General features: G+C 40.1%; 20 protein-coding genes. 4 read left to right on the top strand and 16 right to left on the bottom strand.

Annotation, left to right across the window (positions count from 1 at the left end; translation table 11 throughout):
* The first annotated feature begins 18 nt into the window (after positions 1-18).
* Entirely contained in the window at positions 19-1,635 is a 1,617-nt protein-coding gene (gene pgi, locus ACRCA4_RS03270) for a glucose-6-phosphate isomerase (RefSeq protein WP_433184086.1), read from the top strand.
* 115 nt (positions 1,636-1,750) lie between these two features.
* Positions 1,751-1,924 (top strand): DUF3545 family protein, encoded by a 174-nt coding sequence (locus tag ACRCA4_RS03265; RefSeq protein WP_433184083.1) that lies wholly within the window; start codon positions 1,751-1,753, stop codon positions 1,922-1,924.
* A 63-nt stretch (positions 1,925-1,987) separates the two neighbouring features.
* On the opposite strand, the gene ung is transcribed toward ACRCA4_RS03265, so the two are convergent.
* The 5 genes from ung to ACRCA4_RS03240 all read right to left on the bottom strand — a co-directional run bounded on the left by ung (position 1,988) and on the right by ACRCA4_RS03240 (position 7,979).
* Positions 1,988-2,659, bottom strand: coding sequence for a uracil-DNA glycosylase (ung, locus tag ACRCA4_RS03260; RefSeq protein ID WP_433184080.1), 672 nt, complete (start codon positions 2,657-2,659; stop codon positions 1,988-1,990).
* Entirely contained in the window at positions 2,659-3,942 is a 1,284-nt protein-coding gene (thrC, locus tag ACRCA4_RS03255; RefSeq protein WP_433184077.1) for a threonine synthase, read from the bottom strand. Before thrC ends, ung begins: the two co-directional genes overlap by 1 nt.
* Positions 3,943-3,950: 8 nt before the next feature.
* Complete coding sequence (gene thrB / locus ACRCA4_RS03250) at positions 3,951-4,889, bottom strand: homoserine kinase (RefSeq protein ID WP_433184074.1); 939 nt, start codon at positions 4,887-4,889, stop codon at positions 3,951-3,953.
* Between the two features lie 62 nt (positions 4,890-4,951).
* A complete protein-coding gene (gene thrA / locus ACRCA4_RS03245; RefSeq protein WP_433184072.1) occupies positions 4,952-7,408 on the bottom strand; it encodes a bifunctional aspartate kinase/homoserine dehydrogenase I in 2,457 nt (818 codons plus the stop codon).
* A gap of 205 nt (positions 7,409-7,613) precedes the next feature.
* The gene (locus ACRCA4_RS03240) at positions 7,614-7,979 is read right to left on the bottom strand and encodes a response regulator (RefSeq protein WP_433184070.1); all 366 of its coding nucleotides are present in this window, start codon (positions 7,977-7,979) and stop codon (positions 7,614-7,616) included.
* Between the two features lie 272 nt (positions 7,980-8,251).
* On the opposite strand from ACRCA4_RS03240, the gene ACRCA4_RS03235 reads away from it, so the two are divergent.
* Together ACRCA4_RS03235 and ACRCA4_RS03230 are read left to right on the top strand one after the other, a co-directional pair.
* On the top strand, positions 8,252-10,000 hold the full coding sequence (locus ACRCA4_RS03235; RefSeq protein ID WP_433184068.1) for an ATP-binding protein: 1,749 nt from the start codon (positions 8,252-8,254) through the stop codon (positions 9,998-10,000).
* A gap of 42 nt (positions 10,001-10,042) precedes the next feature.
* Positions 10,043-10,945: a recombination-associated protein RdgC gene (locus tag ACRCA4_RS03230; RefSeq protein ID WP_433184065.1), complete on the top strand. Its 903-nt coding sequence runs from the start codon at positions 10,043-10,045 to the stop codon at positions 10,943-10,945.
* 10 nt (positions 10,946-10,955) lie between these two features.
* Here the strand turns inward: ACRCA4_RS03230 and ACRCA4_RS03225 are convergent, their stop codons facing one another.
* The 11 genes from ACRCA4_RS03225 to ACRCA4_RS03175 all read right to left on the bottom strand — a co-directional run bounded on the left by ACRCA4_RS03225 (position 10,956) and on the right by ACRCA4_RS03175 (position 22,138).
* Positions 10,956-11,798 (bottom strand): HDOD domain-containing protein, encoded by an 843-nt coding sequence (locus tag ACRCA4_RS03225; protein WP_433184062.1) that lies wholly within the window; start codon positions 11,796-11,798, stop codon positions 10,956-10,958.
* Between the two features lies 1 nt (position 11,799).
* The gene (locus ACRCA4_RS03220; protein WP_433184059.1) at positions 11,800-12,225 is read right to left on the bottom strand and encodes an HIT domain-containing protein; all 426 of its coding nucleotides are present in this window, start codon (positions 12,223-12,225) and stop codon (positions 11,800-11,802) included.
* Positions 12,226-12,227: 2 nt separating this feature from the next.
* Complete coding sequence (locus tag ACRCA4_RS03215; protein WP_433184056.1) at positions 12,228-14,882, bottom strand: ATP-binding protein; 2,655 nt, start codon at positions 14,880-14,882, stop codon at positions 12,228-12,230.
* 113 nt (positions 14,883-14,995) lie between these two features.
* Complete coding sequence (gene nqrM / locus ACRCA4_RS03210) at positions 14,996-15,208, bottom strand: (Na+)-NQR maturation NqrM (protein ID WP_433184053.1); 213 nt, start codon at positions 15,206-15,208, stop codon at positions 14,996-14,998.
* 11 nt (positions 15,209-15,219) lie between these two features.
* Complete coding sequence (locus ACRCA4_RS03205; protein ID WP_433184050.1) at positions 15,220-16,254, bottom strand: FAD:protein FMN transferase; 1,035 nt, start codon at positions 16,252-16,254, stop codon at positions 15,220-15,222.
* Between the two features lie 59 nt (positions 16,255-16,313).
* On the bottom strand, positions 16,314-17,546 hold the full coding sequence (nqrF, locus tag ACRCA4_RS03200) for an NADH:ubiquinone reductase (Na(+)-transporting) subunit F (protein WP_433184047.1): 1,233 nt from the start codon (positions 17,544-17,546) through the stop codon (positions 16,314-16,316).
* Between the two features lie 18 nt (positions 17,547-17,564).
* On the bottom strand, positions 17,565-18,173 hold the full coding sequence (gene nqrE, locus ACRCA4_RS03195; RefSeq protein WP_433184044.1) for an NADH:ubiquinone reductase (Na(+)-transporting) subunit E: 609 nt from the start codon (positions 18,171-18,173) through the stop codon (positions 17,565-17,567).
* Between the two features lie 10 nt (positions 18,174-18,183).
* Positions 18,184-18,813, bottom strand: coding sequence for an NADH:ubiquinone reductase (Na(+)-transporting) subunit D (locus ACRCA4_RS03190; protein ID WP_433184041.1), 630 nt, complete (start codon positions 18,811-18,813; stop codon positions 18,184-18,186).
* A complete protein-coding gene (locus tag ACRCA4_RS03185) occupies positions 18,806-19,591 on the bottom strand; it encodes a Na(+)-translocating NADH-quinone reductase subunit C (RefSeq protein ID WP_433184038.1) in 786 nt (261 codons plus the stop codon). Before ACRCA4_RS03185 ends, ACRCA4_RS03190 begins: the two co-directional genes overlap by 8 nt.
* Positions 19,584-20,795, bottom strand: a complete 1,212-nt coding sequence (locus ACRCA4_RS03180; RefSeq protein WP_433184036.1) for an NADH:ubiquinone reductase (Na(+)-transporting) subunit B — start codon at positions 20,793-20,795, stop codon at positions 19,584-19,586. Before ACRCA4_RS03180 ends, ACRCA4_RS03185 begins: the two co-directional genes overlap by 8 nt.
* A 2-nt stretch (positions 20,796-20,797) precedes the next feature.
* Entirely contained in the window at positions 20,798-22,138 is a 1,341-nt protein-coding gene (locus ACRCA4_RS03175; RefSeq protein ID WP_433184033.1) for a Na(+)-translocating NADH-quinone reductase subunit A, read from the bottom strand.
* Positions 22,139-22,343: the final 205 nt, after the last annotated feature.

The raw sequence follows: 22,343 nt of genomic DNA, 5'->3' as shown, positions 1-22,343 counted from the left end.
TTATTTAAGGGATAAAATATGTCGGGTAGCATATGGTCAGCACTGGCCTCGCAGACTAAACAACAAGGTTCTTTACGCCAAGCTTTTGCTGAGGATCCTAAGCGAGCCCAGCGCTTTAGTGTGTCAGCCTGTGGCCTTTATCTTGATTACTCTAAAAATTTAATTGATGACACTAGCTGGCAAATACTACAAGATTTTGCCCAGCAAAGCTCTATTAAAGCAAAACTAAGCGCCATGCTAGCCGGAGATAAAGTAAATAACACTGAACAGCGTGCTGTTTGGCATATGTTACTACGGCAAAAAGATGTCAGTAATTTAAGCTTAGATAACCAAGCCATTGGCGCTGAAATTAATGCATGCCGTGAAAAAATGGCTGCATTAGTTGAGCAATTACACAACAAAAACTATCTCGGCTATAACAATAAAGTAATTACCGATGTTATTTGGATAGGTATCGGTGGCTCATTATTAGGTATGGAAATGGCCGTTGAGGCCTTAACACCCTATCACTCTAGCCCAGTGCAAGTACATTTTGTTGGTAATATCGACCCTGTTGTTGTTAATGACACTCTAGCCAAACTTAACCCTGACACCACCTTAGTCTGTATTGCGTCTAAATCCTTTGGTACCGAAGAAACATTACAAAATGCCTTAGCTATTCGCCAGTGGTTTACAGATCATGGCGCCAACGCAGCTGCGATAAGCCATCATTTTTGGGCAGTTACCTCAAATATTGCGGCGGCAGCTGATTTTGGCATTAAAGCAAGTAATACTCTCCCTATCTGGGATTGGGTTGGCGGCCGCTTTTCTATTTGGTCAGCCATTGGCTTACCGGTTGCTATTATTATTGGCAATGCTAATTTTCAGCAACTTTTAGCTGGGGCTGAAGCGATGGATCAGCACTTTATTCAAAGCCCTTTTCATAGCAATATGCCGGTTATTATGGCGTTATTAGGTATTTGGTATATCAATGGTTTTGGTTTTAAAAGCCAAGCGATTTTGCCTTATAGCCATTATTTACGTTTATTGCCAAGCTATATTCAACAGCTAGATATGGAGTCGAACGGCAAGAGCGTAAAAACCGATGGCCATAATGTGAGCTATGCTACGGCTCCGGTTATTTGGGGCGATGCAGGAACCAATGGCCAACACGCATACCACCAACTTTTATTGCAAAGCGACTTAGTAGTACCGGCTGACTTTATTTTAGCCATTAAACCAGAGCATCAGCGGCATGAACAGCACCAACGATTAGCAGCAAACTGCTTTGCCCAAACTCAAGCTTTGATGCAAGGAAAAACCTTTACTGAAGCTTATCAAGAGTGTTTAGCACAGGGCCAAACCCCAGAGCAAGCGGCCAGCTTAGCAGTACATAAAGTATCCGCTGGCAATAAGCCGAGTAACACCCTACTTTTACCGACATTATCGCCTTACTATTTAGGCAGCTTAATTGCCCTTTATGAGCATAAAATATTCTGCCAAGGCGCGATGTGGCAAATTAACTCCTTTGATCAATGGGGCGTTGAGCTTGGAAAACAACTATCTAAACCTATTTTTCAGGCTCTTAGTGGTCAGCATAACCAAGAACTAGATAGCTCGACCGATTCTTTAATTAGGCATTTTACCAACAAATAAAACTTATTCTAATCACAAAAATGTCACATTAGTGTTTTAATATCATACAGAGTATGCTAAATACTTATTAAGATTATTAAACAACACTGACACAACATTATCAGAGAGGCCAATAATGGAAAGCTTCGAAGACTTACTGAATAAGTTGGAACGTCCGGCAGCTAAACCGCAGACAACTAAACGCAAGTGGCGTGAAATAGAACAGTTAAAAGAGCGACAGCGCTTAAAGCAAGAGCTAAATGATATGGATTGGACCCTAGAGCCTAGCTTAGCCGACCTAGAGCTATAATTAAAAAAACGCCCAGTCAGTTGATTGGGCGTTTTTGTTTATACTCTATTTTTTGAACTCAATTTAGTCCAGCACCGGCGCTAACTGCCAGTTAATGGCCGTCTTGCCTTGTTGCACTAAATAATTATTTGCCTGCTTAAAATGGTCGCAACCAAAAAAGCCGCGATGGGCAGATAAAGGTGATGGATGCGGTGCTGTTAACACTAAATGCCGTTTGCCATCTATAAGATTGGCTTTTTTTTCAGCATTAGCGCCCCAAAGTAAAAACACCACACCTGTACAATGGCTGTTAATTTGCCCAATAACATGATCAGTAAAGCGTTGCCAGCCTAACTTCTTATGTGAATTAGGCTTAGTTGCCACCACAGATAACACCGTATTGAGTAATAACACCCCTTGCTCAGCCCAGGCGGTTAAATGGCCATGCTCTGGTATTGTGAAATTGTCATATTCCAACGCGAGCTCTTTATAGATATTTCTTAATGAAGGCGGTACTTTAACGCCAGGTCGCACTGAAAAGGCTAAACCATGTGCTTGGTTTGGGCCATGGTAAGGATCTTGACCTAATATCACTACCTTTAACTGCTGTAACGGTGTTAGTTTAAATGCGGCAAACATCTGGGTTTGTGGCGGATAAATAACTTGCCCTGCTAGCCTCGCCTGATGAACATCTTGCAACAACTGAACAAAGTAATCTTGTTGTTTTTCTGCTGCTAATAAAGCTTGCCACGTCATTACGCTAAGTCCAAACCAAGTAAAACCTGCTGTAAAGCAGCGAAATCAGCAGCAATATTGACACTTAAGCTTTGCTCTGCAGCGCAGCGGCTAAGAGCCTCAGGCAAGCTAAGCGGCGTACCTAAAATATTTTCCACTTGTTCCTTAAACTTGGCCGGATGGGCCGTCGCTAAAAAGATCCCTAATTCATCTTGTTGCACATTACGCTTAAGGGCTTTAAATGCCACTGCGGCATGAGGCTCACTCGTGTAGCCAGCTTGAGCAAGTTGCTTAATTCCTAACTTAGTATCATCTTCATCAATGGCAACAGTTGCAATATCACTACGCTGGATCACACCTTGGGCTAATAAAGCTTCCACTCTGGGCCAATTATTAGGCGCACTAACATCCATCGCATTAGACAAGGTGGCAACTGTTGGCTTTGGCTGCCACTGGCCACTACGCCAATAGCGCGGCACCGTATCATTATTATTGGTTGCAGCTAATAAACGCTTAATGGGTAAACCTAGGGCCTTAGCGATTAAACCTGCCGTTAAGTTGCCAAAGTTACCGCTGGGCACAGCAAACACAAGCTGCTTACGCTCGCTAGCTGGAACTTGAGCGACGGCTTCAAAATAATAACAAATTTGGGCAAATAAACGACTTATATTAATTGAATTAGCAGAGTTAATATTCAGCTTTTGTACTAATTCAGTTTGATCAAATACTTGTTTCACTAAGGCTTGGCATTGATCAAAGTCACCATCGACGGCTAGCGCAGTAATATTCTCACCTAAGGTGGTAAATAGTTTTTCTTGTAACGGACTTATTTTACCCTTAGGGAATAAAATAACCACATTTACGCCCGGCTGACGATAAAAAGCATGAGCCACAGCAGCACCGGTATCACCAGAAGTTGCGGTGACTATTGTTGTTTTTTTACCTTGTTGTGCTTTAGCTAAGGCTTGCGCCATAAAGCGAGCGCCAAAATCTTTAAAAGCCAATGTAGGGCCATGAAATAACTCTAAACAATGTAAGTTTTCACTTATTGGCATTAAAGGCGCTGGAAAATTAAATGCAGCCGCCACCATAGCTTCGACTTCAGCATAACTTAATTCGTCACCAATTAACGCATGTAAAATTTGACTACTGCGAGGAATAAAATCCAAGTTCAATAATTGTTCAATATCGAGTTTTGGCCAGCTTGTTGGAAAAAATAAGCCCTGCTGTTGCCCCAAGCCTTGACGAACAGCCTGTAAAAAACTCACTTGCTCTGATGCAACTTTAATATTGGTTAATAGCATAACTTTCCCTAGAGCGCTCTTGCGCCTGCTGACGATAACTTACAGATCTGGGTTATCGCATCTTGATTCTTTTCATAATGCCGCTTTAAATAATCTGCAGCAACACTTGCTTGTTGCTCTGAGTGACAAAGGGCAAATAAGGTTGGCCCAGCACCCGAGATCCCAACATGCAGCACACCTTTAGCTTGCAATGCGGCACGTATTTGCACGAGCTCTGGTATCAGTGAGATACGATACGGCTCTGCTAGTGTATCTTGTAAAGCGGCAACAGCTTCAGTTTCATCCTGCTGGTAGAGCGCGGCGATAAAACGACTTAGCATGCCGGCAAATAAGATACTTTGGGCCATTGAAACTTGCTTAGGTAATACCTCACGAGCAGCTTTTGTCGATAACGTCGTTCCGGGATAACATAATACAACCCGCCAATGCTCGAACCATGGCAAGGGCCGACACAGTTGCGGACTGTCTGGCAACATAAGCTGCAAGCCACCTAAGTAAGACGGTGCCACATTATCATAATGGACACTGCCACTGACTTGCCCTTCGGCTTCTGCCATTAATTGTAATAATTCCGCCTCTGTAAATGGCTGATTAAAATAGTCATTAAATGCATAGCATGCAACGACAATAGAACAGGCACTGGAACCTAAGCCACTGCCCACAGGTAAATTCTTATATAAACGTAGCCCTAGTTGCGGTAATGGCTTTCCTAGTTTGTTTTCAAAGGCATAAAAGCATTTCAACACTAGATTATCACTGCTAGCCGATGGTAACTGATGCTGATAACGTCCGGTAATTTCTAAGCTTGTTTTGGCCTGTTGCGGGTAAATCTCTAAAACATCGCCAAATAAGTCGCCATTAATAGGCTCAAAGGCAGCTCCTAATAAATCGTAACCAACCGAGAGGTTGCCGGTAGAAGCAGGCGCATAATATCGTTTTGTTTTCATTTTATTAGCCTTAATCTCATCTACGGCATCTGACCGTTATTAGCTAGAAAATGTCGCATAAATTATACCTGTTGCCAACCTAATGTGCGCATAACATCACTAAAAACCCCCGCTGAAGTAACCGCAGCGCCAGCACCGTAACCTCGAAGTACAAAGGGAATGGGCTGATAATAAAGGCTATGAATAGCTAATGCGTTCTCCCCTTCTTTAACTTTAGCTAGAGGATGGTTGGGCTCTATGGCTTTAATAACTACTTGGCATTTACCCTGACGAATTTCACCCACATAACGTAATACTTTACCTTGTGCTTTTGCTGCGGCCACTCGCTTTGCAAATTCTTTATCTAATAAGGGTAATTCAGCTAAAAAGCCTGCTATATCTTTATCTTGAGCAAAGCCTTCTGGTAATACAGATTCGACCTTAACATCGCTAAGCTCTAACTCTAACCCAGCCTCTCGGGCTAATATCAGTAGTTTCCTAGCAACATCCATCCCTGATAAATCGTCACGCGGATCAGGCTCTGTAAAGCCAAGCTCTCGTGCTTTAATAGTTACCTCTGATAAACTCATACCAGCGTCTAGCTCACCAAATATATAAGATAAAGAGCCTGATAAAATACCTTCGAATGCCTGTAATTCATCACCGGCGTTTAATAAACCTTGCAAGGTATCTATAACTGGCAAACCGGCACCCACTGTTGTTTCATATAAGAAACGACGACGATGCTGCAAAGCTAATTGTCGTAATTGCTGATAATAAGCAAACGAAGCGGTGTTGGCCTTTTTGTTCGGAGTAACCACATGAAAGCCAGACTGGATAAAATCAGCATACTGAAAAGCCATCTCTAAAGAGCTAGTACAATCTATTAATACTGGGTTAGTTAAGTGTTGTTGCTGGACAAACTGATTTAATGCCGCCAGCGAAAAAGGCTCTGTCGCTTGTGCTAACTGCTCGCGCCAATGCTGCAAATCTATGCCTTCACTTTGCAGTAATAATGCCTTGCTATTAGCTATGCCATAAACCACTAATTTAACTTGGCGGTTATGCAACAAGGCCTGCTGGCGCTTAAACTGTTGCAATAGCTCTTGGCCTACCACACCACAGCCAACTAAAAAAACGTCTATGCTAGGTACTTGGCTAAAAAAGTTTTCATGGCATACTTTGATTGCGTTTTTACAGGCAGAATGCTCAACAACAGCGGATATAGAGCGCTCACTGCTGTCTTGGGCAATAGCAACCACATTGACTCTAGCTTGGGCTAATGATGCAAAAAATTTCGCAGCAACACCACGGTGTTGCCGCATACCATCACCCACTAAACTAACAATCGCCATATCAGATTGAATAATCAGTGGTCGTAATAACCCCGTTTGTAACTCAAGCTCAAACTCTTGCTCTAGGGCTTTTACAGCTACTTTTAATGATAATTTTGAGACACAAAAGCTAATACTGTATTCAGACGATGATTGAGTAATTAAATTTAGCGATATTTGTGCTTTAGCCATGGCAGAAAAAACTCGACTTGCCATGCCTACCACACCTTTTAAGCCAGGCCCAGAAACTGTAATTAACGATAAGTGCTCTAAGCTTGAAATTCCTTTAACTAATGAATCACCATTACCGTTATCATGAATACAGGTGCCAGGTGCTGCTGGGTTAAGAGTATTTTTAATAAAACAAGGGATATGAAATTGCGCTAATGGGCCTATGGTTTTTGGGTGCAATACTTTAGCGCCAAAATAAGACAGCTCCATGGCTTCATCATAAGAGAGTTTATCAATTAATTTAGCCTGTTTAACCTGCCGAGGATCGGCACTATAGACCCCATTAACATCGGTCCAAATTTCACAGCTATCAGCGGCAATACTGGCAGCGATAATAGCGGCAGAATAATCAGAACCATTACGACCTAACAAGCAAGGTTCATTTTGCAAGTTAGTTGATATAAAACCAGCAAAAACATAGATTTGCGCTTGGCTATCTGCAATAGCTTGTTGTACTAACTTAGCGGTTAAACCAATATCTGCATTGGCGTTTAGATAATCCCCCTGACTTTTAATTACACCAGCACTATCTAGCGCTTGGCAAACGAGCTGCAAACTTGAGAGCATTGCGGTCATTAAAGCTACACTAAATTGCTCACCTAAGCCTAAAATTTGCGCTTTTACATGATCAGGGCAATAACGTAATAATTGGATCCCGGTTAAATTATCATTTAATAGTTTATATTGTTGGTTAATAAGCTGCTGAATAGACTCTGTTTCCATACTAGGATACAGCTGTACAGCATCTGTGACTAAAACTTGATAGCGTTCAGTTAATTGCTTTAATCTTGATTCGAAGGCCTTACCTTCAGCAGCAATTTCGACTAATTCAACTAAGCTATTAGTCACACCTTGCGGTGCTGACAATACTAAACAAATAGTATCTAAATCACTTTGCTGTTTTACAATATTAATTACATCTGTAAAACGCTGCACTGATGCCAACGATGAGCCACCAAATTTTAATACTCGCATCCTTATTCCCTTATTTTTTTATAAAAAAAAGACCCGTGACACTTGAGGCCACGGGTCTTTTTTAATAACACACCGCTACCCCCTACCCCGTAGGGTTGGTGGTAATAATCATGGTGATTGTTAAGTTCTCTGTTTTCATGCGAACACTATGCACAGACTTATAGACGTCTGTCAATCCCGATTAAACATAAAAAATAATAAAATATTAAATTAAGCCATACATATGTAATATTTCGCTTATGGTCTCAGTTTTAGCCGGCTTTTGAATAAAAGCTAAAGCACCTAGCTCCATAACCCGTTGCTGCATTTGTGGCTGTATATCAGCCGAAACAACAATAACAAAGCAGTCTAACTGAGCCGACTTTATTGCTTCTAATACACCTATACCATCTAATTTGGGCATAGTTAGATCAAGAAAAATTAAACCAATCTCTTGTGAACTCAATATTTGTAACGCTTGGTAGCCATCTGATGCAGTCACTATCTCAGCATCTAAATCGGCAGGCAGTGATTTTTTTAACTGATTACGAGCAAATAAAGAGTCATCACATATTAATACCGTTAAAGCCATATATACATCAGCCTATTTAATAGTTATGAAATTAAAACACGATTAAAAAAAATACAGCGCAGTCTAGTAGACAAAATCCTAACACTCAGGCCCCTTAAGGTTTGCTACAGATACTTTTTTCTAATAATTTCTCTTTGCTTTAAGTTAAAGCTAAATGTAAGGTTAAATAATATTATATTAAACAGTATTAAACCGTCGATTTCCAATAGTATATTTTTTGCTGCTACTGGCTTAGTATCAATAACTGCTTACATTCGAAAAAAGGTTGTCTAATGCAACAAAAAAGCTTATCTCATAAGCTATTAGCTCAGGTGCTGTCAGTGTATTTTATACTGACATTAATTGTGTCATTAGGCCATGTCTATGCAGAGTATTTTATTACTAAGAATCAAATTAACGATGAGTTAAATACATTACAAAAAACCTTTTCAGCGAGTTTATCCAGAGCAATTGGGGAACTTAATACAGATCAGGTGATTGCCATTGCACAAGGTGTGAACACTACGCCTGCAGTTGTAAAAATCATTATTCGTGATGAACACGGTAATATACTCAATACGCTAACTCAAGAAACACTATCAAGTCTAACTCTACCTGAGCATCTAATCAGAAAAAACAAGCAAAGTGTAAGCTACAGTTCAGGATTATTTGGCTATACCTTCCCGCTAATTTTTGAGTATTCAGGCCGCTCGAAACAAGTAGGTGATGTTACGCTTCTTTCAGATCGCGCTACTGTTATCGACAGAATTACAGCCAGCACTTATGTGCTTATCGCTAATGCGATAATTAAAACCACCTTTTTAGTTATTTTGTTTTTAATCGCTTTTAGAAAACACCTTACCGAGCCCTTATCTCAGCTGACTCAGCAAATTAAAGACATAGATCTTAAACAGTTAAGCCAAGACAAAATAACACTAGCAGCACAAGAGTCTAGCGAGCTAAATGTTATGACAACAACCTTTACTCGCTTAATTAACCGAATACAAGATTACCAGAAACAACTAAGTTCAACCCAACAGCAGTTGTTAAGTGCGAATAATAAACTTGATCAGCATAACTTAAAGTTAGAACAAGATGTGGCCCGCAAAACATCAGGCTTAAGCCAAGCCATGATTGACTTACAACATCAAAAACAACAATTAGAAATAAAACAACAAAGCTTAATTGAAGAAATTAGTTATCGACGAGAGACCGAACAAGCATTACTGACTAAAAAATCGGAACTAGAAACCACAGTTGATGATTTAAAACAAACACAAGAGCGATTAATTCAGTCAGAGAAAATGGCGGCGCTAGGCGGCCTAGTTGCTGGTATTACTCATGAGGTTAATACACCGGTTGGAATTGCGGTTACAACAACGAGCTTACTAAGCGATAAAATAAATGAATTAAATGAAGCCTATACAGCAAAGACCCTCACCTCATCGCAATTAGCCACTTTTATTGATGAAGCAAACCAATGCTCAGAACTATTACAATCTAATTTAACCCGTGCCGCTGAGCTTATTGCTAGCTTTAAGCAAATAGCGGTAGATCAAACTAGCGATGCTATTCGCACAATCAATTTAGCGCATTATTTAACTGAAGTTATCCGTTCACTACAGCCGAACCTAAAACAAACAAAACATCATGTTGAGGTAAATTGCCCTGACAACATCATTTTTGACTGCCCCGCAGGTGCAATTTCGCAAATTATTACTAATCTAATGATTAATGCATTAGTGCACGCCTTTGAAGACACAAACCAAGGTCTTATTCGCATTAGTGCTTTAGAGCAAGATAATAATATTAATCTTACTTTTAGCGATAATGGTAAAGGCTTAACCAGTGAGCAACTCGCTAAGCTATTTGACCCTTTTTTCACGACCAAACTTAACCAAGGCGGCAGTGGATTAGGTGCTCATATTGTTTATAATTTAGTGCGCCAAACATTACATGGTAGTATTCAAGCTCGAAGTGAACCTGGTAAAGGTTTGCACTATCATATCCGTTTTCCAATAGAGCCAATGCGTTTAACTTAAACAGTTATACTCGTGGCTTAGACATGTCGATTAGAGTGAATTATGTGGTTTAAAAATGTTCGTGTTTATACACTTAGCGCCCCGCTAACGTCCGATTTAAATGCTTGGGAACAAGCGTTAGAAGAGTTTAAATTTACCCCGCTCTCAGCTCAGGAGGCTGTTAAGGTAGGCTTTAGTTACCCTTTGCATTCAAGTATTCAACACTATACTCATGTTTGCCAAGACATTATCTTTTTCGCCTTAAAACGCCAAGAGAAAATACTGCCTGCTGCCGTTATTAATGAAGAAATGCAGCCAAAGCTCGAGGCTATGGAACAAGAAAAAGGACGGCCATTAAGCCGTAAAGAAAAACAAAGTTTAAAAGAAGAGCTGCAATTAACCTTATTACCCAGAGCCTTTAGTCGCTCTTCTGTTATTCATGGTTATTATGATCCTAAACATCAATGGTTAGTTATCAATAGCAGCAGTGCAAGCAAGGCCGAAGATGTACTCGCATTATTGCGTAAAGCTCTTGGTTCATTACCTGCGCTACCTTGGCTAGAAAGCCATAAGTTGACCCAGCAACTGCAATTATGGCTACAAAATAAAGCATTACCCAGAGGTTTTGAACAAGGCGATGAAGTTGAATTAAAAGCACCTGATGAAGGTGGTGCGAAAGTGAAGTTCTCTAATCACCTGCTCACAACAGAAGATGTCCAAACGCATTTAGAAGATAAATTGGTCACTAGCATCAGCTTGCAACAACCTGATGGTTTGTCTTTTCAAATTACTGATGATGGCGGAATTAAGAAACTGAAGTTCCATGACTTACTCACAGGCCAAAATGATGAACTAGGCTGGGATGACTTAGTCGCTAGAATGGATGCCGACTTATTGCTAATGTCATCAGCCTTAAATGAAGCTTTATTAAATATTAGGCAACAGCTAACAAATAGCGAAAATTAACCTTTAACTTTTAGGTGAATACGGCCCGAATATTTTGATAGACCATATTAATTTCGGGCTCTTGCATAAATTTATCACTTGGTACTAAGTTTTGCTTAACATAGTAATTAAGCAAGCGTTGTTGTAAGTTTTTATCTTCATATTGATCTTTAGCAATCATTGCCAATCGAATAAAATCTGTATAGCTAACATGATCAGCATTAGGCTTAAGCTGACGCCAGTTTACTGCCACGTCAATGATATCATCATGAAAATGCCAACTTCTTAATATTTTTTCACTAATTGTTGGTGCTAACTTAGCGCTAACATGCTGTAAAAAGCGCGAGTCACCTAATGTATCTTTACATAGACTAATCTCTTGTATCAGCGATAGTGCACCTATATTGTGTACTAAGCCAGCTAAGGTAATAACATCTAATAATAAAACGTTTTCTTGATTCTGTCTGTTATAAAAGGCTAAACAGGCAACAGCAATGCTGGTGATTTGTATATTACGCTGCCATTGCCATGCTAACTGGTCTTGTAAAGCTTTATCTTGAGTCATAAAAATTTGCTCTAACGCCATCGCAATAACAATATTACGTATTTGCGTTAGGCCTATTCTTGTTACTGCCTGACTTAAAGTAGAGACTTTGATAGAGCGTCCCATAAAAGCGCTATTGGCCACTTTAACAACTCGGGCGGCTAATGCCGGATCTTGACTAATAATATCAGCTATACTTTTTAGACTTACATTTGCCATTTCAGTTTGCTGTCTTACTTTTAATGCTACATCAGGCAAAGTAGGTAACGTCAATGTATCATCAACTAATTTTTGCTGAATAACCTGAAGCAATTCTTGCTCTGCTGACATACTATACCTCTGCTGGGAATGAAAATGTTTCCAAAAAATGTCGCTTTAATTTAACCTTAGCTTCATCAGTATAGGCGGTTGTTGGGAATTTACCCCATACAGGGGCAGGCCAAGCATCATCTTCTACAAATCGAGCGATATGGTGCATATGCAGTTGAGAAACTATATTACCTAAGGCTGCAACATTTAGCTTAGCCGGTTTAAACTCAGCCTTTAACCATAAGCTTAATGCTGCACTTTCAAGCCATAATTGTTGCTGTTGCTGCTGCGACAAATCAATAATTTCAGCTACATTACTAAGCCGCGGCACTAAAATAAACCAAGGGTAACGCGCATCATTAATTAGTCTTACCTGGCATAGTTTTAAATCGCTAATATAGATACTGTCAGCGGCTAACCGTTGGTCTAATATAAAACTGTTAGACATTCTTACTCACTCTCATTTTTGACCTTAGCGTCATCTACAATTAACTTTATCTGGATTAATAAAGCACTAACGTGATCAACTTGACATAATTTAGCCGCTTGCTCTAATTGTCCTGCTAAGTCGGTTAAACTTGGATAGCCCATACTACCTGCACTGCCTTTTAAGCTATGAGCAGCAAAACTTAAATTAGCCCATTTTTGTTCTGTAAATAAATTGCATAACTCGGTATAAAGTTGCGGTAACTGGGCAGTAAAACTTTGTTTTAAAGCCAGAAGCTCCGGTTCATCTGTAACGAATACTTCAGACGCTATATTAGGCACCGTTGTTTGGCCATATTCAGCTAATATTGCTAATAAATCATTATGTATAATAGGTTTAGCTAAAACAGTTTGACAACCTGCTTGTTTATACAGTTCTATATCTTCTGTCATCACATTAGCGGTAACCGCTATAATTGGCGTATCTATGCCAGCATACCTAATTAGCTTAGTCGCTTCTTCTCCGCCCATTACAGGCATTTGCATATCCATAAAAATAACATCAAAAGATTCAGCTAATGCCCGCTCTACAGCCTGATGCCCATTTTCAACTAACACAAAACGAGCCCCTGATTTCTGTAACAAAATGGACAGCAATAGTTGGTTATCTGGGTTATCCTCAGCAACTAAGATATATAAGTTATTAACACCGTTATCAGGCTCTATATTGGCAGTTTTGCTTAGGCTCTCGGCTGGTTGATAGTGTTCAACTAACTCAGGTAATGGTGAATCACAGCTAAAACGTAACTCAAAACTACTGCCAATCCCCTTAACACTTTGCACAATAATATCGCCATTCATTTGTTGCATGAGCTTTTTAGAGATACATAAACCTAAACCTGAGCCACCATAATGACGTGTCACAGTCGCATCAGCCTGAACGAAGGGCTTAAAGATACGACTTAACTCTAGCTTTGTCATTCCTATACCACTATCTTTAACTTTGATCTGCAGTTGGTTATGTTCAACTAAAAAGCTAACACTAATAACGATTTTACCTTTAGCCGTAAACTTTAATGCATTACTGGTTAAGTTAAGCAAAACCTGACGAAAACGAACCGGATCATTATTTAAAATTTGCGGTAAAGGGAATTGTAAATTTAACTTACATTGTAGCCCCTTAATTTTTGCCTGGTCATTTGTCGATTGAAAAATGTCATCAATTAACGCTAGGCAATCAAAAGGCTCAGGTTGAAGCTCGAGTTTGTCAGCTTCAATCTTAGATAGGTCTAAAATATCATTTATTAAGTTTAAAAGATGTTTACTACTATTGAGTACTCGATTTAAGTAACTTTGTTGCTTCTCTATCTCTGTCTCTTGGGTGGCCTGCTCTGAAAAACCAATAATAGCCGTTAAGGGAGTCCGAATTTCATGACTCATATTAGCTAAGAATACACTTTTTAATTTATTAGCTTGTTCAGCGGTTTCACGCGCTAAAATAAGCTCTTGGTTAACTGCAGCTAAATCATCATTGGCACAGGCTAAATCTTGAGTTCTCTTTAGCACTTTATCTTCTAGTTGCTCTTTATAAGCGCGCTCTCGTTCACGATAAATTCTCAGTTGTCGAACCATAACATTGAATGCTGCAAACATATCCCCCAGCTCATCTTGCTTTTCTACTTCTAATAAAATAGTAAAGTCGCCACGACCAACAGCGGTTTTTGCTGAAGTTAATTTTTTAATCGGACTAAATACGTTGCGTATTAATAGGAAATAAATACACAACGGAATTAATAAGCAACAAAGAAAAATAGCAAGCCAAATTAACCAGCCATTACTATGTACTGGAAATAGCTCTGCTTCGTCTAAGCTAAATACTAATTGGTAATTACTTGCTAAATTATCACCAATTACCAGTCTTGTTTGATTAAGTAAACTAGCGTGAGTAAATTGTTGTTGTTCAATGCTATTTTGAATATAACGAAAATCAACAGGAGCAATATTTGCTCCTATTTCGTTAGGATCAGCAGCATAAGCAACTGTAGCTGACTTGTTGATTAGTACTGAATGGCTATTAGGTGTATGCCGATATTGGATCACTTCAGATAATATATTAGGCTCAAGCACAAGCACTAAATATCCCCATAACTGCTGCGACTCGGTAAGAGAGGAAGCATATAGCTTTTTAGCGAAAAACAATTTCAAACTGTCACTATTATTATCTTTAGCCATGAAAAAGCCTGACTCTTCATTTAATGATTGTAAATTAGAAAAGTAGCGATTTCTTAACCGGTTTGGAATTGAGACTTTTTCTTGTTGTGCCGGCGTTTGCAAAGCTAAGTCACCATTTAAATACAGTAACTTAATTGAATAAACATTACGCATAATGTCTGAGAAGTATTGAAACAACTCGACAACTAGCTGTTTATTTTCAGGGCTTGGTTGATTTAAATATGCGTCCAGCTTTGTACTTTTAGACAGCATTTCTAGCTGAGTAAGGTGATACTGAAATAGTTGCTCTAAAGTATCTTTTTGTTTGCTTAGCGCAAGTTGGGCTTCGAACAAGGTTTGCTGCTGAATTTGTTGCTGCTGGTAATAATAAGCTAAGTAGCCAAACCCCAAAACTGGCAGCAATAAAAGCGGCAGCATATAAGCAACAAGCGTCTGGCGTAACCTCATTCTTATCCTGCTAATGAAAGAACCGTTATGTTCTAAATGAATGTCATAGCTACAGCATAACCAGCAACAGCCATAGCTACAACCTTAAGTTAAGCCTTTAATAAAGCTATTACTTAAATTATTTTATTATCTTGCCAAAACTTTTCTTTCTCTAACCTACGCTGTCTGCTTTCACAAGGTTTGTCACAGTCACAGGCTTTCTCAATACCTAGTGCGCCTAAGCCACCACAACTGCCTGCGATAGTTTTTCGTTGCACTAAATACCCTAATGCCATAGCAACGACGACAATTAAAAACAAACCAAATGTTAATAAGAATATGCTCATTTTTGCCACCTTTACTGTTGAGTTATATAGGGTTTAAATTGTTCTGATGCTAATTCTGTATAACCATCAGCCGTTTTAACGATAATAAGTGCTGCTATATTATGCTCATTTGCAAAGGCTAGAGCTTGTTCTGCATTGGTCATAATATGTAATGCTGTAGCATAAGCATCAGCTGTCATACAAGATGGATGTAAAACCGTTGTAGAAACAATCTTATTCTGGATTGGTCGCCCTGTATGGGGGTTAATAAGATGCGAAAATCTAATACCATCTTGCTCAAAATAATTACGGTAATCGCCTGAAGTTGCAATTCCCATATCGCCAGGTTCAAGCACCCGTTGAACCGCACGCTCAGCTGACTCTGGTTTTTCAATCGCAATACGCCACGGCTGGTCTATTTTAGCACCTTTAATCCGCATTTCACCGCCAATTTCAACCAGATAATTATGTATACCCGCTTGATCTAAAATAGCAGCCACATTATCAACAGCATAACCTTTTGCTATGGTTGATAAGTCTACGGCAATTTTTGGATCTGCTTTGCTTAACCCCTGTTCGCTTAGGCTTAATTTTTCAATGCCTATAGCCGCTTTGACAGCATCAATCTGAGATTGTTCAGGCGCATGTTCAATTCGGCCCTGAGCACCAAATCCCCACAGTTCAACTAAAGGCCCAACAGTCACATCTAAGGTCCCTTTAGTCTGTGCGCCAATGCGAATAGCTTCCGCGACTACTGTGCGTGTTTGGTCACTTAAAGCAAATGGCTCAGTGCCTTGGTAAGCATTAAAACGCATTAGCTCTGAATTAGGGCGATAGGTAGACATTAAGTCATTAATTAATTCTAGCTCTGCATCAATTTTCTGTTGTAACTTATCAGCATCAGCATCAACTTCAGCTTGAGCAACGAATTTAATAACATAATAAGTGCCCATGGTATTGCCAGTCAGTTTTTGCGGATTATCTGTTGAAGTAGCAGGACTGCAAGAAACTAAAAAGGCCAGCGCCAAAGCCGCTAGCCATACTTTATAATGGGATACTAATTGCATATAAGTTCCTAAAAGCAGCAGGGGCAACTAAAAATTGCCCCTGCTCGTATTACATAATGTTAGCCACCGAAGTCATCTAACATGATGTTTTCATCTTCAACACCAAGATCTTGTAACATGCTAATAACCGCTTTATTCATCATTGGCGGTCCACACATGTAGAACTCACAATCTTCTGGTGCTTTATGGTTTTTCAGGTAGTTTTCATAAATAACATTATGAATAAAGCCTGTATAACCGGTCCAGTTATCTTCTGGTTGTGGATCTGATAATGCAACATGCCATTCGAAGTTTTCATTCTCAGCAGCAAGCATATCAAAGTCTTCAACATAGAACATTTCACGTTTAGAACGGGCACCATACCAGAAGCTAATTTTACGATCCGTTTTTAAACGGCGTAACTGATCGAAAATATGTGAACGCATCGGGGCCATACCTGCACCACCACCGATGAACACCATTTCTGCTTCAGTTTGCTTAGCGAAGAATTCACCAAATGGGCCAGAAATAGTAACTTTATCACCTTTTTTCAAGCTCCAAATATAAGATGACATTTTACCACAAGGTAAGGTCAAGTTATTTGGTGGCGGCGTAGCAACCCGCACGTTTAGCATTATAATGCCTTCTTCTTCAGGGTAGTTAGCCATCGAATAAGCACGAATGGTTTCTTCATCAACTTTAGACTCTAAGCTAAAGAAGTTAAAGCGCTCCCAGTCACCACGGAATTGCTCTGGAATATCAAAATCTTTATATTTGATATGATGCGCAGGGGCTTCAATTTGAATATAACCACCAGCACGGAAAGGAACTGATTCACCATCAGGAATTTTTAAAGTTAATTCTTTGATAAAGGTTGCCTTGTTATCATTAGAAATAACTTCACAATCCCATTTTTTAATACCAAAGATTTCTTCTTCAACTTCAATTTCCATATCAGATTTAACGTTAACCTGACAAGATAAACGGCAACCTTCGCGCGCTTCACCTTTAGAAATATGACCTAATTCTGTTGGTAAGATTTCACCACCACCAGACTTAACATGCACCTTACACTGACCACAAGAGCCACCGCCACCACAAGCTGAAGATAAGAAAATACCTTTATCAGCTAAAGCACCGAGTAATTTACCCCCGGCTTTGGTTTTAATTGCTTTACTTGGATCATCGTTAATACTGATAGTAATATCACCCGAGGCAACTAACTTTGACTTAGCCGCTAAAATAATAATTACTAACGCCAGCACCACCAGGGTAAACATGCCAACGCCAAGAAATATGTCTACATTTTCCATATCGCGTTCCTTTACCCCTTACAGAGAAACACCTGAGAAAGACATAAAGCCTAATCCCATTAAACCAACAATTAAGAAGGTTGAGCCTAAACCGCGCAAGCCTTCCGGAATATCTGCATACTTTAACTTTTCACGTACAGCAGCAAGTAAGGTAATAGCTAATGCCCAACCTATACCACTACCAAAACCAAAAACAACGCTTTCGCTAAAGTTATAATCACGTTCTACCATAAAGGCAACACCACCGAAGATGGCACAGTTCACAGTGATTAGCGGCAAGAAGATCCCTAGTGCGTTATATAACGCAGGGAAAAACTTATCTAAAATCATCTCTAAAATCTGTACCAATGCAGCGATAACACCGATATAGGTTAAGAAACCTAAAAAGCTTAAATCAGCTTCAGGAAAACCAGCCCAGCCCAGTGCACCCGGAGCTAATAAGTTCTGATAAACCAAATTATTAACCGGTACAGAAATACCAAGTACTACAGTAACTGCAACACCTAAGCCAAAAGCAGTAGTGATTTTTTTCGATACGGCAATAAAAGTACACATACCGAGGAAAAACGTTAGCGCTAAGTTTTCTATAAAGACCGCGCGAACAAATAAACTTATATAATGTTCCATCGATAACCCCTTATGCCTTCTCTACTTGCTCAGTACGAAAAGCGCGTAGTATCCATATAAATGCGGCAATAATGATAAACGCACTTGGTGGCATTAACAGTAACCCCATAGGTTGATACCAGCCGCCATCTTTAACTAGAGGCATAATTTCAACACCAAATAAGGTACCTGAACCACCTAACTCACGGATAAAGGCAACAATCATCAGCACTAAGCTATAACCTAAACCGTTACCAATACCATCTAAAAAGCTGATACCTGGTGAGCGTTTCATCGCAAAGGCTTCAGCACGTCCCATTACGATACAGTTGGTAATAATTAAGCCAACGAATACCGATAACTCTTTAGAGACCTCATAAGCAAATGCTTTTAACAGCTGATCGACTACGATTACTAATGAAGCGATAATCGTCATCTGTACAATAATACGCACACTTGATGGAATATGGTTACGAATTAACGAGATAAAGAAGTTAGAGAAAGCTGTTACTAACGTAAGTGCAATACACATTACTAACGCTTTATCCATTCTTGTAGTCACAGCTAGTGCCGAGCAGATCCCTAATACTTGTAACGCTATAGGGTTATTGGCAAAAATAGGACCAAACAGAACCGTTTTAATTTCTTTTGCATTAGCCATTGTTTAATGCTCCGTCACGAATTTTAGCCAGGAATGGGGCAAAACCCTTAGCACCGGCCCAGAAATCGAATGTGTTTTGCACACCATTGCTGGTTAAAGTCGCACCAGATAACCCATCTACTTCAAAAGCAGAATCGGCACTGGCATTGCCAGGCTTAACCACTTTAATAGCTGGTTGACCTGATTTATCAAGTAACTTTTTACCTTCAAACTGAGCAACCCATTTCGGATTTTGTACTTCACCACCTAAACCAGCAGTTTCGCCTTGCTCATAGTAATTAAGGGCTTTTATGGTTGTACCATCAGGGCCTAATGCTAAAAACGCATGCATAGTTGACCATAAGCCATAACCATGAATAGGCAGCACTATTGCAGAAAGCTTACCTGACTCAACGCCCTGCTCATAAGCAAAGTAAACAGGTGCAACATTAGCACGTGTTTTTATTGACGCTTGGTCTTCTTCACCTTTTAAGCGAATGCTTTCGTTAGGATCTTTCATAAACTTACGATAATCGTAATTAGCCGGTTTTTCGACAAAATCACCACTATCTAAGTCAACAAAACGCTCTTCAATGTGCTTGCTATAAAGCTCGGCAATATTGCTGCCTTCTAATAAACCGGCGGCAACTAATACGTTTTTCTGCGAGTCTAGTAGCTTATTCGCTGTTTGTTGTGGCCGTAACTGTACCGCTGCTGTTGATACAATAACCGCACAAACTAAACATAAAGAGATAACTACTATCAGCGTTTTACTAATGCTATCGTTATTACTAGACATTGCGTGCCAGCCTCCGTTTAATGTTGGCCTGAGCCACGAAGAAATCAAATAATGGCGCAAATAAGTTGGCAAATAATATCGCTAACATCATACCTTCTGGGTAAGCCGGGTTAACAACACGAATCATCACCACCATTAAGCCAATTAAAATACCATATGCCCATTTACCTTGGTTGGTAAAAGAGGCTGATACTGGGTCTGTTGCCATAAAGAACATACCTAGCGCAAAACCACCTAACACAAGGTGCCAATGCCAAGGCATAGCAAACATGCCGTTACTCTCAGAACCGATAGCGTTGAATAAGAATGATGTTGCCACCATACCAATCATTACACCGGCAACAATACGCCAAGAAGCAATACGGAAATAAATTAGGGCAAAACCACCAATTAATAGCGCTAAAACTGACGTTTCACCTACCGAGCCTGGGATAAAGCCGTAGAATGCATCTAACCACTGTTGTGAACTTGCAGCCCAGCTATAATCTAACTCGCCTGAAGCCGCTTTACTTAACCAAGTTGCACCAGAGAAGCCATCTGCTACTGTCCATACTTGATCACCAGAAATCGCAGCTGGGTAAGCAAAGAACAAGAAAGCACGACCGGCTAACGCAGGGTTTAAGAAGTTACGGCCAGTACCACCGAATACTTCTTTTGCCACTACGATACCAAAAGTAATACCTAAGGCGACCTGCCATAAAGGAATGGTCGCAGGCAAAATTAAGGCAAATAGGATTGAGCTAACAAAGAAACCTTCGTTGATTTCATGCTTACGCACAGTTGAGAATAATACTTCCCAGAAACCACCGACGATAAAGGTCACAGCATAGATTGGTAAAAACCAAACTGCGCCATACCACATTTTGCTGCCCCAGCCTGAGTCAAGCGTAAGCTCACCGCCAAGCATAGCAAATAGGCTAACTTGCCAAGTATCTGGCGTACCAAAACCGGCTTGTAACGCAACAACAGCTTGATGACCAACGTTATACATACCAAAGAATAAAGCTGGGAATAACGCCAACCAAACAAAGATCATAATCCGTTTTAAGTCGATACTGTCACGAACGTGAGTACCGTTACGGGTTACCAGACCTGGCGTATACAATACAGTCGCGATTGCTTCATATAGTGCATACCATCTTTCATATTTGCCGCCTTTTTCAAATGACGGCTCAATACGCTCTAAAAAATGCTTCAAACTCATGACTAGCCTTCCTTCTGAATGGTCGTCAAGCAATTACGTAAAATGGTGCCGTAATCGTATTTACCAGGACAAACAAAGGTGCAAAGTGCCAAATCTTCTTCGTCCAACTCTAGACAACCTAAAGCTTGAGCTTCGTCAGTATCGCCAGAAATAAGATCACGTAACAATAAAGTAGGCAATATATCCAGTGGCATCACTCGTTCATAGTTACCAATAGGTACCATTGAGCGCGGAGAACCGTTAGTCGTGGTTGTCATATTAAATAACCGTTTCGGGTTTAAATGTGACAAATAAGCACGCGTAACTGAGAACTTTTTAGAACCTGGCGCTATCCAACCTAAGAATTCTTTTTCAGTTCCTTCTTCGAGCACAGATACTTGATTATGGAAACGACCAAGGTAACCATGTACACCTTTAGCGTTAACGCCACAAAGCACTGAGCCTGAAATGATACGAGATTGGCCGTCATTAAGTTCACCAGCTGTTAACTCAGTAACAGAGGCACCTAAAATGGTTTTAACTAAACGAGGCGACTTAACCATAGGACCAGCAACTGAAACAACACGCTCATTACATAATTCGCCTGTTGTGAACAGCTTACCAATTGCGATAACGTCTTGATAACCGATATGCCAAACAACATTTTTTGCACTGGCACTATTTAAGAAGTGAATATGGGTACCGACTAAACCAGCTGGATGCGGGCCATCAAATTCAGCCACTTCTGCCTGCGAAATGCTTGGCACAGTAGCGCCAGCTTTTTTACACAGATAGAGTTTATTACCTGCAGTTAACGTTGATAACACCGTCAAACCATGGCTAAACGCATCTGCATTCTCAGCAATGATAATGCTTGGATCTGCCGCAAGCGGGTTAGTATCCATGGCATTAACAAAAATTGCTTTAGGTGTACTGTCTAAAGCAGGCGATTGGCTGTAAGGACGAGTGCGCAATGCAACCCATAGCCCTGAATCAGCTAAATTCTGCTTAACCTGCTCAGCACTTAAGCCAGCTAGCTGGTTTGCAGGGTAACTTGCAAACTTTTCAGCCGCGTCACCTTCTGCAGCAATCACTACAGACTGTAAAACACGCTTAGCGCCACGGTTAATTTCTTTAACAGTACCTGCTACAGGTGCCGTAAACTTAACGCCAGGGTTTTTCTTGTCTTCAAAAAGTACCTGACCTTTTTTTACGCTATCACCTACTTCGACCGACATAGTCGGACGCATACCAACATATTCTTCGCCTAAAACCGCAACGGTTTTAATGCTATTGCCGGTACTAATCTCTTGTTTAGGACTGCCCGACAGGGGAATGTCCAAGCCTTTCTTGAGTTTTATCATACGTACTTGCACTACTTTATTGGAAGAAACAGGACCTAGTTTTTCAGCTGCTCACCGCGCAGCGCATCCGTTGACGAGTTCCGAACATTAACTGCTCATTTTTTCAGCGGATACACGTATTAAAGTCGCGAATTCTAGCACTAATACGATCACCTATCTATGCTAAAACGTAAATTTTCCAGCAAATGGGCTGAGTAAATGCACG

It is taken from the genome of Rheinheimera sp. WS51 (genome assembly GCF_050936095.1).
In the GTDB taxonomy this organism is placed as follows: Bacteria; Pseudomonadota; Gammaproteobacteria; order Enterobacterales; family Alteromonadaceae; genus Alishewanella.
This window is presented reverse-complemented; position numbering and strand designations above follow the sequence as displayed.